15 protein-coding genes are annotated in these 14,902 nt (G+C 63.5%); all 15 read left to right on the top strand.

What is annotated here, in order from left to right; all coding sequences use genetic code 11:
• Positions 1-195 precede the first annotated feature (195 nt).
• The 15 genes from LB520_RS16250 (at position 196) to lpdA (ending at position 14,890) form a co-directional block, all read left to right on the top strand.
• Entirely contained in the window at positions 196-735 is a 540-nt protein-coding gene (locus LB520_RS16250; RefSeq protein WP_095769531.1) for a protease inhibitor Inh/omp19 family protein, read from the top strand.
• Between the two features lie 73 nt (positions 736-808).
• A complete protein-coding gene (gene zapE / locus LB520_RS16245; RefSeq protein WP_224638155.1) occupies positions 809-2,011 on the top strand; it encodes a cell division protein ZapE in 1,203 nt (400 codons plus the stop codon).
• A 287-nt stretch (positions 2,012-2,298) separates the two neighbouring features.
• Positions 2,299-3,267: a malate dehydrogenase gene (mdh, locus tag LB520_RS16240; protein ID WP_224638154.1), complete on the top strand. Its 969-nt coding sequence runs from the start codon at positions 2,299-2,301 to the stop codon at positions 3,265-3,267.
• Positions 3,268-3,293: 26 nt separating this feature from the next.
• Entirely contained in the window at positions 3,294-4,487 is a 1,194-nt protein-coding gene (sucC, locus tag LB520_RS16235; protein WP_140846348.1) for an ADP-forming succinate--CoA ligase subunit beta, read from the top strand.
• A gap of 4 nt (positions 4,488-4,491) precedes the next feature.
• On the top strand, positions 4,492-4,863 hold the full coding sequence (locus LB520_RS16230) for a cupin domain-containing protein (RefSeq protein ID WP_224532124.1): 372 nt from the start codon (positions 4,492-4,494) through the stop codon (positions 4,861-4,863).
• Between the two features lie 3 nt (positions 4,864-4,866).
• Positions 4,867-5,364 (top strand): DUF1579 family protein, encoded by a 498-nt coding sequence (locus tag LB520_RS16225; RefSeq protein ID WP_224638153.1) that lies wholly within the window; start codon positions 4,867-4,869, stop codon positions 5,362-5,364.
• Between the two features lie 77 nt (positions 5,365-5,441).
• Complete coding sequence (locus tag LB520_RS16220) at positions 5,442-5,738, top strand: hypothetical protein (RefSeq protein ID WP_224601866.1); 297 nt, start codon at positions 5,442-5,444, stop codon at positions 5,736-5,738.
• Positions 5,665-6,081 carry a PIN domain-containing protein gene (locus LB520_RS16215; RefSeq protein ID WP_224601868.1) on the top strand — a complete coding sequence of 139 codons (417 nt, stop codon included), beginning with the start codon at positions 5,665-5,667 and terminating at the stop codon, positions 6,079-6,081. The genes LB520_RS16220 and LB520_RS16215 overlap by 74 nt, the downstream gene beginning before the upstream one ends.
• 27 nt (positions 6,082-6,108) lie before the next feature.
• A complete protein-coding gene (gene sucD, locus LB520_RS16210; RefSeq protein WP_126080453.1) occupies positions 6,109-7,011 on the top strand; it encodes a succinate--CoA ligase subunit alpha in 903 nt (300 codons plus the stop codon).
• Positions 7,012-7,147: 136 nt separating this feature from the next.
• Positions 7,148-10,135 carry a 2-oxoglutarate dehydrogenase E1 component gene (locus LB520_RS16205; RefSeq protein WP_224611372.1) on the top strand — a complete coding sequence of 996 codons (2,988 nt, stop codon included), beginning with the start codon at positions 7,148-7,150 and terminating at the stop codon, positions 10,133-10,135.
• A gap of 59 nt (positions 10,136-10,194) precedes the next feature.
• A complete protein-coding gene (gene odhB / locus LB520_RS16200; RefSeq protein ID WP_224638152.1) occupies positions 10,195-11,481 on the top strand; it encodes a 2-oxoglutarate dehydrogenase complex dihydrolipoyllysine-residue succinyltransferase in 1,287 nt (428 codons plus the stop codon).
• A gap of 16 nt (positions 11,482-11,497) precedes the next feature.
• Positions 11,498-12,202 (top strand): DUF4241 domain-containing protein, encoded by a 705-nt coding sequence (locus LB520_RS16195; RefSeq protein WP_224638151.1) that lies wholly within the window; start codon positions 11,498-11,500, stop codon positions 12,200-12,202.
• A 29-nt stretch (positions 12,203-12,231) separates the two neighbouring features.
• On the top strand, positions 12,232-12,708 hold the full coding sequence (locus LB520_RS16190) for a hypothetical protein (protein ID WP_411969895.1): 477 nt from the start codon (positions 12,232-12,234) through the stop codon (positions 12,706-12,708).
• Complete coding sequence (locus LB520_RS16185) at positions 12,705-13,460, top strand: SDR family oxidoreductase (RefSeq protein ID WP_224638149.1); 756 nt, start codon at positions 12,705-12,707, stop codon at positions 13,458-13,460. Before LB520_RS16190 ends, LB520_RS16185 begins: the two co-directional genes overlap by 4 nt.
• 23 nt (positions 13,461-13,483) lie before the next feature.
• On the top strand, positions 13,484-14,890 hold the full coding sequence (gene lpdA / locus LB520_RS16180) for a dihydrolipoyl dehydrogenase (RefSeq protein ID WP_224638148.1): 1,407 nt from the start codon (positions 13,484-13,486) through the stop codon (positions 14,888-14,890).
• Positions 14,891-14,902: the final 12 nt, after the last annotated feature.

Genomic DNA, 14,902 nt, shown 5'->3' with positions numbered 1-14,902 from the left:
TTGTTACTTCAATAGATTATAAGTTTTTCAGTGGCAGCTTCCCGACTGTGGCCCTCCGCTGCGATAAATTTGCAACAGCCATTTCGAAAACCCTATTTTAACCATATCGGGTTGAAATTCTGCCACCTTCGCCGTCTTGGTGAAGCGGAGATTACGCGGATGGCTCCCCCCGGCCAGATCCGACGGAGGTGGTAAATGCATTTTTCAAGGACTGGCCTTGTGGCCGTATCGCTGGCCGCGCTCGTTGCGAGCGGCTGCTCGACCTCGCGCTTCTCGTCGATGGACGACCAGCAGCCGGCACCGCTGACCCCGGCACCCTCCGGCACGGTGACGCAGAATCAGCTGCCGCCGCCGGCTTCCCCCGGCGCCGCCGATCCGTCGCAATTTCCGACCGCTCCGAAGAACACTCAGGTCGCGTCGCTGCCGCCGGACGGCACGGCGCCCGCCGGCGCCACCGATCTCACCGCGGCCAGCGTCGCCGGCGTCTGGAACGTCAATGTCTCCGGGCAGAGCTGCAAGGTGGCGACGCCGCAGACCAAGTTCGGCGCCGGCTACCGCGCCGGTCCGCTGCACTGCCCGGCGCCAATCGACGGCATCAAGTCGTGGAATGTCGCCGGCAAGCAGCTGACGCTTTACGACGAAAACGGTGGCACGCTGGCCAGGCTCTATTCCTCCGGCGGCGAAAAGTTCGACGGCCAGACTTCCAACGGGCAACCGATCTCGCTTACAAGATAACGCGAAACCGCCCCTGTTTACGCAATTCCGGATGGGAACCGTTTCCCCCGGATTGCTCTGGAATGACTTACCCATGCATCTGCGCGACGGTATCCAGACCCACGCGACCGTCAGGCAGCGCTACGAGCATCTCGTCCAAAGCGGGGCGGCCGAGCGCGACCCGGCGCAGGAGCGGATCGTCGCTGCGCTCGATCGGTTGATAGACGAGATCTCGGCCAAAAGGCTGGCGCATAAATCGAGCGCGCTGGGCTGGCTGTTCGCGGCCAAGCAGCAGCCGCGCGAGCCGGTCAAGGGCCTCTATATCCATGGTGGAGTCGGTCGCGGCAAGACCATGCTGATGGACATGTTCTTCGAGCTGTTGCCGGTCCGGCGCAAGCGCCGCGTGCATTTCAACGACTTCATGGCCGATGTGCAGGATCGTATCCAGAAGCACCGGCAGGCGCGCAAGAATGGCGACGTCAAGGAAGACGACCCGATCCCGCCGGTGGCGCGGGCGCTCGCCGATGAAGCCTGGGTGCTGTGCTTCGACGAATTCTCGGTCACCGACATCGCCGACGCGATGATCCTGTCGCGCCTGTTCTCGGCGCTGTTCGCCAACGGCGTGGTGCTGGTCGCCACCTCCAATGTAGCGCCGGAGAACCTTTATCGCGACGGGCTGAACCGCCAGCTCTTCCTGCCGTTCATCTCGCTGCTCGAGCGCAATGCACATGTGATGACGCTGAATGCCGAGAAGGATTACCGCCAGGAAAAGCTCAACCGCCAGCCGGTCTATGTCACGCCGGACGACACCGCAGCCGAGCGCGCGCTCGACGAGGCCTGGAAGGCGATGACGCATGGCCAGCCGATCGGCGAGGTGACGCTGACGCTGAAAGGCCGCCAGCTCGTCGTGCCGCGCGCCGCCGGCGACGCGGCGCGCTTTTCCTTTGCCGACCTCTGCGAAAACCCGCTCGGCGCGCGCGACTATCTGGCGATCGCCGGCCGCTTCTCGACCGTTTTCATCGACCATGTGCCGGTGCTGGGCGAAGGCAAGCGCAACGAGGCCAAGCGCTTCATCCTTTTGATCGACACGCTCTACGACCACCGCATGCGGCTGGTGATGAGCGCGGCGGCGCCGCCCGAACGGCTTTATACGGCCAAGCGCGGCACGGAAGTGTTCGAATTCGAGCGTACAGCCTCGCGCCTGGTCGAGATGCAGAGCCGCGACTGGCTGGACGGCTGGGCGGAAAGGCGAAAAAAGGAGGTGGCGGCTGCAGAGGTGAGGCAGGCGCAAGCCTGAATTTCGTTCAGCGGTGCCCTGCTTAAGTCACAACCGCGTCATCGCCCGGATGAAGCCTTCTGATTTCGACGTTCATTGTGTAAATTCTCCTCAGTCGGCTCATAAACTTTGACGTTTACGTAATTCCCAGTGCATCTAACCGATTGAAAACGTTAGGCTCAAAATAATCGTTTGAATTTCTTGCGCGCCGGAGTTATTCGGTGCGGCCAAATCTCGCGGTTTCCCGCATCCTTTCGGCCCCTCCGGCCCGTCACGACTTCGTCACAGACAAAGGAAAACATCCTCACATGGCACGCAACAAGATAGCGCTCATCGGCTCGGGCATGATCGGCGGCACGCTCGCCCATATGATCGGCCTCAAGGATCTCGGCGACGTGGTGCTGTTCGATATCGCCGAGGGCATTCCGCAGGGCAAGGGTCTCGACATCGCGCAGTCTTCGCCGGTCGACGGCTTCGATTCCCGGCTGACCGGCGTCAACGACTATGCCGGCATCGAGGGCGCGGATGTCTGCATCGTCACCGCCGGCGTGCCGCGCAAGCCCGGCATGAGCCGCGACGACCTTCTTGGCATCAACCTGAAGGTGATGGAACAGGTTGGCGCCGGCCTCAAGAAATATGCGCCGAAGGCCTTCGTCATCTGCATCACCAACCCGCTCGACGCCATGGTGTGGGCGCTGCAGAAGTTCTCCGGCCTGCCGACCAGCCATGTCGTCGGCATGGCCGGTGTGCTCGACAGCGCGCGTTTCCGCTATTTCCTGGCCGAAGAGTTCAAGGTCTCGGTCGAGGACGTCACCGCCTTTGTGCTCGGCGGCCACGGCGATTCCATGGTGCCGATGATCCGCTATTCGACCGTCTCGGGCATCCCGCTGCCCGACCTCGTCAAGATGGGCTGGACCTCAAAGGAGAAGCTCGACCAGATCGTGCAGCGCACCCGCGATGGCGGCGCCGAAATCGTCGGCCTGTTGAAGACCGGCTCGGCCTATTACGCGCCGGCGGCTTCCGCGATCGCGATGGCCAAATCCTATCTCAAGGACAAGAAGCGCGTGCTGCCCTGCGCCGCGCATCTCTCGGGCCAGTATGGCGTGAAGAATACCTATGTCGGCGTCCCGGTGGTGATCGGCGCCGGCGGCGTCGAGCGCGTCATCGAGATCGATCTCTCCAAGGCCGAGCAGAAGATGTTCGACAATTCGGTGGCGGCCGTGCAGGGCCTCACCGAGGCCTGCACCAAGATCGCCCCGCACCTCGCCGGCAAATAAAACGTCCTTCCCCGGAGACCACGCGCATGAACATCCATGAGTATCAGGCCAAGGCGCTGCTGAAGACGTTTGGCGCGCCGGTCGCAAGCGGCGTTCCGGTGTTCAAAGCCAGCGAGGCGGAAGCCGCGGCAGAAGCGCTGCCCGGCCCGCTCTATGTCGTGAAGAGCCAGATCCACGCCGGCGGCCGCGGCAAGGGCAAGTTCAAGGAGCTCGGCCCCGATGCCAAGGGCGGCGTGCGCCTGGCGAAGTCGGCGGCGGAAGTCGTCGCCAATGCCAACGAGATGCTCGGCCACACGCTGGTCACCAAGCAGACGGGACCTGCCGGCAAGCAGGTCAACCGCCTCTATATCGAGGACGGCGCCGACATCGAGCGCGAGCTCTATCTGTCGATCCTGGTCGACCGCTCGGTCGGCCGCATCGCCTTCGTCGTCTCGACCGAGGGCGGCATGGACATCGAGACGGTCGCGCACGACACGCCGGAAAAGATCGTCACCGTTGCCATCGATCCGGAAAAGGGCGTGAGCGCCGACGACGTGAAGAAGCTCAACGCCGCGCTGAAGCTCGACGGCGATGCGGCGAAGGATGGCGGCACGCTGTTCCCGATCCTCTACAAAGCCTTCGTCGAGAAGGACATGAGCCTGCTCGAGGTCAATCCGCTGATCGTCATGAAGGACGGCCATCTGCGCGTCTTGGACGCCAAAGTGTCGTTCGACAACAATGCGCTGTTCCGCCACCCGGACGTGATGGAATTGCGCGACACCTCCGAGGAGGACGAGAAGGAGATCGAGGCGTCGAAATACGACCTCGCCTATGTCGCGCTCGACGGCAATATCGGCTGCATGGTCAACGGCGCCGGCCTTGCAATGGCGACGATGGACATCATCAAGCTGTATGGTGCTGAGCCGGCTAACTTCCTCGACGTCGGCGGCGGCGCTTCCAAGGAAAAGGTCACGGCGGCGTTCAAGATCATCACCAAGGATCCGGCCGTCGAGGGTATCCTGATCAACATCTTCGGCGGCATCATGAAGTGCGACGTCATCGCCGAGGGCGTGATCGCCGCGGTCAAGGAGGTGGGCCTCAAGGTGCCGCTGGTGGTGCGGCTGGAAGGCACCAATGCCGAGCTCGGCAAGAAGATCATCAACGACAGCGGCCTCAATGTCGTGTCGGCCGACGATCTCGACGACGCAGCCAAGAAGATCGTGGCGGCGGTGAAGGGCTAAGCGGATGCCTCCGCGCAAGATAAACCTGGTCGAGGCGGCGGACGCGAAGATCGCCAAGGTCTTCGACCCGCATATCGCCGGCGACGTCAACGATGCCCAGGCCAAGGTCGCCAAGTTCGGCGAGGTTTTCGACTGGCACGCGCATGACAATGAGGACGAGGCCTTCCTGGTGCTGCGCGGCAGGATCGCCATCGATTTCCGCGACGGGCCGGTCGAGCTTGGCGAGGGCGATTTCATCGTCGTGCCGCGCGGCGTCGAGCACCGGCCGCGTTCGCTGACGAAGGAGCCGGTGGTGTTGATGTTCGAGCCGGCGACGACCTTGAACACCGGCAACGCCCGGAGTGACCTCACCGTCACCGACCTGAAGCGGCTCTGAGCCATGAACGCGTCACCCTTCTCTTCCCTCTCTGACGGTCACCAACGCCTGCAGGCGCTGGTCGGCGCGTGGCGCGGCGAGGAAGAGGTCGCGGCCACGCAATGGACCGATGCCGGCACGGCAACGTCAGAACTGCAGGCCGAGGCTGAGTTCGGCGGCTTGTTCGTGGTGCAGCGCTATCGCCAGCGCCGCGACGGCACCGTCTCGTTCGGCGCGCATAATGTGTTCGGCTTCGACCAGCAGAGCGGCCTCGTCACCATGCATCAGTTCGACTCGATGGGGTTCGTGCCGATGTCGCCGGCTACCGGCAGGTGGAACGGCAACGAGCTGATGCTGGAACGGTCGTCGCCGCGCGGCGCCGCGCGCATGGCGTACAGCTTTGACGGCGCTGACGCCTACCGCATGAAACTTCAGTTCAAGCCCGCCGGCAGCGATGCATCGCAAGACATGGTGAGCGGCCTCTACCGGCGCGTTCCGCCTTCCGAGATGAAGGAAGGCTGAGCGATGGAGATCAGGACGGTTGAAGGGCCACACATAATCACACATATTGTACCTGTGTATTTATGTGGAGACGGACAATGAAGAACGTCACCTTGGCCATTGACGAGGCCCTCCTTGAAAAGGCGCGCGGCCTCGCTGGGCGTCGCCAGACGACGCTCAATGCCCTTATTCGCACGCTGCTCGCGCATGAGGTCGAGCAAGAAGACCGGATCGCCTGGGCGCGGGAAGGCATGCGCAGGTTGATAAAAGAATCGCCGCTCGATCTAGGCCCTGCATACAAATGGAACCGGGACGAGATCTATGCCGAACGAGAGGATAGAATGCTTTCTCGACTCGAACGTCCTCCTGTACGCGGCTTCGGAGAGGACGAGTGATCCTCGCCGCCACGATATCGCGCAAGGCCTTGTCCTCGGGACCGTGTTCGGCGTCTCTGGCCAGACCTTGGCAGAGTTCGCCAACGTGGCAAGGCGGAAGTCGGTCTCGGCCGATGCTGTGGTCGACCAATGGCTGGTCTTTCTCGGCACGCTTCCTTTTGTCCCGGTCGATCAGGCCTATGTCATCGCGGGGCTTCATCTCGCGCGTCGCTATCAGCTCAAATATTACGACGCGGCGTTGCTTGCAGCCGCGGAACGGCTCGGCGCGCCGATTTTCTACACCGAAGATCTCAACCACAACCAGGTCTATGGCTCGGTCCGGGCCGTCAATCCTTTCTTGTAATCGCTGAATTCAGAGGCGTTCCCACCCATGTCCATTCTCGTCGACAAGAACACCAAGGTGCTGGTTCAGGGTCTGACCGGCAAGACCGGCACGTTCCACACCGAGCAGGCGCTGGCCTATCACGGCACCAAGATGGTGGGCGGCATCCACCCGAAGAAGGGCGGCGAAACCTGGACCGGTTCGAAAGGCGAAAGCCTGCCGATCTTTGCCACCGTCGCCGAGGGCAAGGCAAGGACCGGCGCCAACGCCTCCGTCATCTACGTGCCGCCTGCGGGAGCCGGTGAAGCCATCATCGAGGCGATCGAGGCCGAGATCCCGCTCATCGTCTGCATCACCGAAGGCATCCCTGTGATGGACATGGTCAAGGTCAAGGCGCGGCTCGACCGCTCCACCTCGCGGCTGATCGGCCCGAACTGCCCGGGCGTGCTGACGCCCGACGAATGCAAGATCGGCATCATGCCCGGCAACATCTTCCGCAAGGGCTCGGTCGGCGTTGTTTCGCGCTCGGGAACGCTTACCTATGAGGCAGTCTTCCAGACCACCAATGTCGGCCTCGGCCAGACCACAGCGGTGGGCATCGGCGGCGACCCGGTCAAGGGCACCGAATTCATCGACGTGCTGGAGATGTTCCTCGCCGACGACGAGACCAAGTCGATCATCATGATCGGCGAGATCGGCGGCTCGGCCGAGGAAGACGCCGCGCAGTTCCTCAAGGACGAAGCCAAGCGCGGCCGCAAGAAACCGATGGCGGGCTTCATCGCCGGGCGCACGGCGCCGGCCGGCCGCACCATGGGCCATGCGGGCGCGGTGATCTCCGGCGGCAAGGGCGGCGCGGAAGACAAGATCGCGGCGATGGAATCGGCCGGCATCAAGGTGTCACCGTCGCCGGCGCGGCTCGGCACGACGCTGGTCGAGGCGATCAAGGGTTAAGTGAGTAGCGAATAGTGAGTAGCGAATAGCGAATAGGAAAAACAGAGTAGCAGCGCGATCCGGGCAGTCCCTACTCGCTATTCGCTACTCACTATTCGCTCCAAAAAGGAGACGGAGCCAGGCTCCGCAGACGAAAATGGCAAGACAAGATCAGGCCAACGACCAATTCTCGCTCACCTCATTCCTCTATGGCGGCAATGCCGATTACATCGACGCGCTCTATGCGGCCTATGAGGACAATCCCGCCTCCGTCGATCCGGAGTGGCAGGATTTCTTCGCGGCGCTGAAGGATGACGCGGGCGATGTCCGCAAGAACGCCAAGGGCGCGTCCTGGGCGAAGCCTTCCTGGCCGCTGCAGGCCAATGGCGAGCTGGTCTCGGCGCTCGACGGCAATTGGGGTCTGGTCGAAAAGGCGATCGAAAAGAAGGTCAAGGAAAAAGCCGTCGTCAACGGCGCGGTGCTTTCCGACGCCGACGTGCACCAGGCGACGCGCGATTCCGTGCGCGCCATCATGATGATCCGCGCCTACCGCATGCGCGGCCACCTGCACGCCAATCTCGACCCGCTCGGCATCGCCAAGCCGCTCGAGGACTATAACGAGCTGTCGCCGGAGAATTACGGTTTCACCGAAGCCGATTACGACCGACCGATCTTCCTCGACAATGTGCTTGGGCTCGAATTCGGCACCATCCGGCAGATGCTGGACATCCTGACCCGCACCTATTGCTCTACGCTCGGCGTCGAGTTCATGCACATCTCCGACCCGGAAGAGAAGGCCTGGATACAGGCGCGCATCGAAGGCGCCGACAAGGAGATCACCTTCACCGCCACCGGCAAGAAGGCGATCCTGTCGAAGCTGGTCGAGGCCGAGGGCTTCGAGCAATATATCGACGTCAAGTACAAGGGCACCAAGCGTTTCGGCCTCGATGGCAGCGAGTCGCTGATCCCGGCGCTGGAACAGATCGTCAAGCGCGGCGGTCAGCTCGGCCTGAAGGAAATCGTGCTCGGCATGGCGCATCGCGGCCGCCTCAACGTGCTCTCCCAGGTAATGGCCAAGCCGCACCGCGCCATCTTCCACGAATTCAAGGGCGGCTCGGCGGCTCCCGACGAAGTCGAAGGCTCGGGCGACGTCAAGTATCACCTCGGCGCCTCGTCAGACCGCGAGTTCGACGGCAACAAGGTGCACCTGTCGCTGACGGCCAATCCCTCGCATCTGGAAATCGTCGACCCTGTCGTGATGGGCAAGGCGCGCGCCAAGCAGGATCAGTTGTCCGGCCGTGAGCGCGGCGAGATCGTGCCGCTGTCTGAGCGCGCCAAGGTCATGCCGCTGCTGCTGCACGGCGACGCCGCCTTTGCCGGCCAGGGCGTGATCGCGGAAATCCTCGGCCTGTCGGGCCTGCGCGGGCATCGCGTCGCCGGCACGTTGCATTTCATCATCAACAACCAGATCGGTTTCACCACCAATCCGCGCTTCTCGCGCTCCTCGCCCTATCCGTCGGATGTGGCCAAGATGATCGAGGCGCCGATCTTCCACGTCAACGGCGACGATCCGGAAGCGGTGGTGCATGCCGCGAAGGTTGCGACCGAATTCCGCATGAAGTTCCACAAGCCGGTGGTGGTGGACATGTTCTGCTACCGCCGCTTCGGCCACAATGAGGGCGACGAACCGTCCTTCACCCAGCCGATCATGTACCGCAACATCCGCAGCCATAAGACGGTGGTGCAGATCTATGCCGACCGGCTGATCGCCGAAGGCCACGTCACTCAGGCCGAAGTCGACAAGATGCGGGCCGACTGGCGCGCACATCTGGAAGCCGAATGGGAAGTCGGCCAGCACTACAAGCCCAACAAGGCCGACTGGCTGGACGGCGCGTGGTCGGGCCTTCGCACCGCCGACAACCAGGACGAACAGCGGCGCGGCAAGACCGCCGTGCCGGTGCGCACGCTGAAGGAGATCGGCAAGAAGCTGACCGAGGTGCCGAAGGATTTCGAGGCGCACAAGACCATCCTGCGCTTCCTCGAAAACCGCCGCCAGGCGATCGAGTCGGGCGAAGGCATCGACTGGTCGACGGCCGAGGCGCTGGCCTTCGGCGCCATCCTGCTCGACGGCAATCCGATCCGGCTTTCCGGCCAGGATTCGGAACGCGGCACCTTCTCGCAGCGCCATTCGGTGCTTTACGACCAGCGCGACGAGACCCGCTACATTCCGCTCAACAATCTCTCGGCGGCGCAGGCCGGCTACGAGGTCATCAACTCGATGCTTTCGGAAGAGGCGGTGCTCGGCTTCGAATACGGCTACAGCCTGGCCGAGCCCAAGGCGCTGACGCTCTGGGAAGCGCAGTTCGGCGACTTCGCCAACGGCGCCCAGGTCGTGTTCGACCAGTTCATCTCGTCGGGCGAGCGCAAGTGGCTCCGCATGTCGGGTCTCGTCTGCCTGCTGCCGCATGGCTATGAGGGCCAGGGGCCGGAGCACTCGTCGGCGCGGCTGGAGCGCTTCCTGCAGCTCTGCGCGGAAGACAATATGCAGGTCGCCAACGTCACCACGCCGGCCAACTATTTCCATATCTTGCGCCGACAGCTGAAGCGCGACTTCCGCAAGCCGCTGATCCTGATGACGCCTAAATCGCTGCTGCGCCACAAGCGCGCGGTGTCGACGCTGTCGGAGATGGCGGGCGAAAGCTCGTTCCACCGACTGCTTTGGGACGATGCGCAGCTCTTGGCCGACCAGCCTATCAAGCTGGTGAAGGACTCCAAGATACGCCGCGTCGTGCTGTGCTCGGGCAAGGTCTATTACGACCTCTATGAGGAGCGCGAGAAGCGCGGCATCAACGACATCTACCTGCTGCGCGTCGAACAGCTCTATCCGTTCCCGGCCAAGGCGCTGATCACCGAGCTGTCACGCTTCCGCAACGCCGAGATGGTGTGGTGCCAGGAAGAGCCCAAGAACATGGGCGCCTGGTCGTTCATCGATCCCTATCTCGAATGGGTGCTGGCGCATATCGACGCCAAGCATCAGCGGGTGCGCTACACTGGACGGCCGGCCTCGGCCTCGCCGGCGACAGGGTTGATGTCGAAGCATCTCAGCCAGCTTGCGGCGCTGCTCGACGACGCGCTCGGCGAATAGGGCCGGGCGCGTAAGCAGACCGGACGAAACAGACCTCAAGAAGACAACGGACAGGCACAATGGCTACCGAAATCCGCGTCCCCACTCTCGGCGAATCCGTCACCGAGGCGACTGTCGGCAAGTGGTTCAAGAAGGTCGGCGACGCGATCGCCGCCGACGAGCCCCTGGTCGAGCTCGAAACCGACAAGGTGACGGTGGAAGTGCCCGCCGCGGGCGCCGGAACGCTGGCCGAGATCGCGGTCAAGGAAGGCGAGACGGTCAATGTCGGGGCGCTGCTCGGCTCGATTTCGGCCGGCGGCGCGGCTGCAGCGCCCGCCACCAAGCCGCAGGCGGTGGCGCAGGCTTCCAGCCCGGACGCCGCGTCCACCACCAAGCAGGCGGCGGCCGAAACCGCCAAGATGGCCGGCGACGCCGGTCCGGTCGAGCCGCGCACCATGCCGCCGGCGCCGGCCGCGGCCAAACTGATCGCGGAACACAATCTCTCGGTCGACCAGCTGTCCGGTTCGGGTAAGCGCGGCCAAGTGCTGAAGGGCGATGTGCTCGACGCCATCGCCAAGGGCGCGCCGTCGCAGCCGGCCGAGACGCCGAAGGCAGCTCCGGCTCCGGCGCCCGTCGCGGCCCGCGCGCCGTCCACGGCCGAGGATGCGCCGCGCGAGGAGCGCGTGCGCATGACCAAGCTGCGCCAGACCATCGCGCGCCGCTTGAAGGAAGCGCAGTCCACCGCCGCCATGCTCACCACCTTCAACGAGGTGGATATGAGCGCGGTGATGGCGCTGAGGGCCAAATACAAGGACGTGTTCGAAAAGAAGCATGGCGTGAAGCTCGGCTTCATGGGCTTCTTCACCAAGGCGGTGACGCATGCGCTGAAGGAGATCCCGGCGGTCAATGCCGAGATCGACGGCACGGACATCATCTACAAGAACTTCGCCCATGTCGGCGTCGCCGTCGGCACCGACAAGGGCCTGGTGGTGCCGGTGGTGCGCGATGCCGACCAGATGTCCATCGCCGAGATCGAGAAGGAGATCGGCCGGCTGGGCCTCGCCGCGCGCGACGGCAAGCTGTCGGTGGCGGATATGCAGGGAGGCACCTTCACCATCTCCAATGGCGGCGTCTATGGCTCGCTGATGTCGACGCCGATCCTGAACGCGCCGCAGTCGGGCATTCTCGGCATGCACAAGATCCAGGAGCGGCCGGTGGTCGTCGGCGGGCAGATCGTCATCCGGCCGATGATGTATCTGGCGCTCAGCTACGATCACCGCATCGTCGACGGCAAGGAAGCGGTGACCTTCCTCGTGCGGGTCAAGGAAAGCCTGGAGGATCCCGAGCGGCTGGTGCTCGATCTGTGATCGGAGCCGATCCGCAATGAGTGGTTGGTCAGATGCCTTACGCCGATTCCTTCGGCGTGGACGCGTCTGGCTTTTCTCCGACTTGCCCGTGGTCGCTTCGCCCGCCGATTGGGAGGCCTCCGAGATCAGCAGCAACCTCGGCGTCTTCGCTCTCAGCTCTGCCGAGATGGCGGAACGGAAGATCACCGTCACCACGATCGGTGAGCTTGAATTGCCCACCGGCGAAATCGTTGCCTGCGACCCGCTCATCACCGGACTGGAACGGCCGCCATTTAGCCGCAAGGTAAAGCCGGGGCGCTACCCGGTCATATTGCTTCAGGTTCGGACCAAGATTGCCGTGGCGGCATTGCGTTTCGGCTCTGGCTTGCCGGTGCGCTGGGAATTGGCCACCTTTGCTCGAGACCGCCCATCGGGCTATGAGTTTGAATTTATCGTTGATGACGCGGTTGCGTCGTTTATGGACAAGTCGTTCCTGACGCTAATGTCTGACCAAGAGGAACTTGACGACTATCTCGCCGACGTCGCGTGCACTATCGACAGGTTTTGTATCGACAGTCCGATTGAAGGCAACCCGATCAATGTAGCCATGTTCGACACTGGCTATGGCGACGGCGCGTATCGGTCTTTCTGGGGGTTGGACGCATCCGGCGAACCACTGCTCCTGATGACCGACTTCGAAGTGCTCGAAAACGCCGATGGCCGTAACGAGGCCGATCGATGAGGATACTTGCCTCACCCATAATCCGGTGGATGGCTAGATCGGCGGTTTTATTGTCGGCTTCCAGCGCCCATGCCGCCTGCCCGATCCAGCTTGCCGTCTATGGCGAGGCGCAGAGCGGCGCCGAGATCGACTTCACGCCGGCCGGCAGTTCGGCGACGATCACCAACGCCTTCCGCATGATCCTCGACAACAATGTCGTGCTCGACGGCATTGCCATGTGGACCGAAGGCAGCGCCGCGCGGCCGCACGGCTCGCTGATGTACAAATGCCCGACGGGCGACGTCACCGGCGAGGAGCTTGCCGCCTGCACGGTCTGGGAAGGCGTCGTCTACAGCGCAGACGACAAGGGCACGATCGGCCTGCTGCCGGCCGAAGGCGCCGACGCACCGAAAAGCCTGATCTTTCCCGATCTCGGAGCGTCGCTGGAGATGTCGGCCGCCTATGGCCCGGCCGGCTTCTCCAAGGTGCCATGGGACATTTTCGTGCTGAAAGGCTGCCAGGAATGAGCGCGCACAGAAAGACGCTGCTGGTCACTGGCGGCAGCCGCGGCATCGGCGCCGCCATCTGCCGACAGGCGAGCCAGGCCGGCTACCGGGTGGCAATCAACTATGTCTCCAACCAGGCGGCGGCGGACACGCTGGTCGCCGAGCTGAAAGCCGGTGGCGGCGATGTTTTCGCGGTCAGAGGCGATGTCGGCAACGAGGCCGATGTCCTGGCGATGTTCGAAGCCGTCGACCGGGCCTTTGGCCAGCTCGACGCCTTCGTCAACAATGCCGGGATCGTCGATGTCAAAGCGCGGGTCGACGAGATGAGCATGGCGCGGCTGGAGCGCATGATGCGCATCAATGTCGTCGGCTCCTTTCTTTGCGCCCGCGAGGCGGTGAAGCGCATGTCGACGCGGCATGGCGGCAGGGGCGGCGCTATCGTCAACTTGTCCTCGGCGGCGGCCAGGCTGGGATCACCCGGCGAATATGTCGACTATGCTGCCTCCAAGGGCGCGATCGACACCATGACCATCGGGCTCGCGCGCGAAGTCGTGCTGGAGGGCATTCGCGTCAACGCGGTCAGCCCCGGCATCACCGAGACCGAAATCCACGCCTCGGGCGGCCAGCCCGACCGGGTGGCGCGGATGCAAGACGCGCTGCCGATGAAACGCGCGGGAACGGCCGACGAAGTCGCCAGCGCGGTTCTCTATCTAATGTCGGATGCGGCCTCCTATATAACGGGCGCGATCCTGAATGTGAGCGGCGGCCGCTAAGGGCCAGACCAGAAGGAACCATCATGGCTTATGACGTCGTAATCATCGGATCGGGACCGGGCGGCTATGTCTGCGCCATCAAGGCGGCGCAGCTCGGGCTGAAGACGGCGGTGGTCGAGAAGAACGCCACCTTCGGCGGCACCTGCCTCAATATCGGCTGCATTCCCTCGAAGGCATTGCTCTATGCTTCCGAGATGTTCGCCGAGGCCGGCCATGCTTTCGATACGCTCGGCATCGAGCTGCCGTCGCCGAAGCTCAATCTGAAGAAGATGATGGCGCATAAGGACGCGACGGTCGCGTCCAACGTCAACGGCGTTGCCTTTCTGTTCAAGAAGAACAAGATCGATTCCTTTCGCGGCACCGGCAAGGTGGTTTCCGCCGGCAAGGTTTCGGTGACCGGCGAGGACGGCAAGGTCGAGGAAATCGAGACCAAGAACATCGTCATCGCCACCGGTTCCGATGTCGCCGGCATTCCCGGCGTCAAGGTCGATTTCGACGAGAAGGTGATCGTCTCCTCCACCGGCGCGTTGTCGCTGGCCAAGGTGCCCGCCAGCCTCGTCGTCGTCGGCGGCGGCGTCATCGGGCTGGAGCTCGGCTCGGTGTGGGCCCGGCTCGGCGCCAAGGTCACGGTCATCGAGTTCCTCGACACTATCCTGGGCGGCATGGACGGCGAGGTGTCGAAGCAGTTCCAGCGGCTGCTCTCCAAGCAGGGTTTCGAGTTCAAGCTCGGCGCCAAGGTCACCGGCGTCTCCAAGGTCAAGAAGGGCGCCAGCGTCACCTTCGAGCCGGTCAAGGGCGGCGCGGCCGAAACTATCGAGGCGGACGTCGTGCTGGTTTCCACCGGGCGGCGGCCCTATGCCGACAGCCTGGGGCTGAAGGAAGCCGGCGTCGAGGTCGACGAGCGCGGCCGTGTCAAGACGGATGGGCATTTGAGGACCAATGTGTCCGGCATCTATGCCATCGGCGACGTCATCGCCGGGCCGATGCTGGCGCACAAGGCCGAGGACGAAGGCGTGGCGGTGGCCGAGACGATCGCCGGCCAAGCCGGCCATGTGAACTACGACGTCATCCCGAGCGTCGTCTACACCAGCCCGGAAATCGCTTCGGTCGGCAAGACCGAGGAAGAGCTGAAGAAGGCCGGCATCGACTACAAGGCCGGGAAATTCCCGTTCAGCGCCAATGGCCGCGCGCGCGCCATGCTGCACACCGACGGCTTCGTGAAGATCCTGGCCGACAAAGCGAGCGACCGCGTGCTCGGCGTCCATATCGTCGGCTTCGGCGCCGGCGAGATGATCCACGAGGCGGCGGTGCTGATGGAATTCGGCGGTTCGTCCGAAGACCTGGCGCGGACCTGCCACGCGCATCCGACGATGTCGGAGGCGGTCAAGGAAGCGGCGCTGGCGACGTTCTTCAAGCCGATTCATATCTGAAAGGTTCCGGTG

This window comes from Mesorhizobium sp. CA12 (genome assembly GCF_020165255.1).
Taxonomy (GTDB): Bacteria; Pseudomonadota; Alphaproteobacteria; order Rhizobiales; family Rhizobiaceae; genus Mesorhizobium.
The sequence above is the reverse complement of the archived record's forward strand: the minus strand, read 5'-3'. Positions and strand labels throughout refer to the sequence as shown.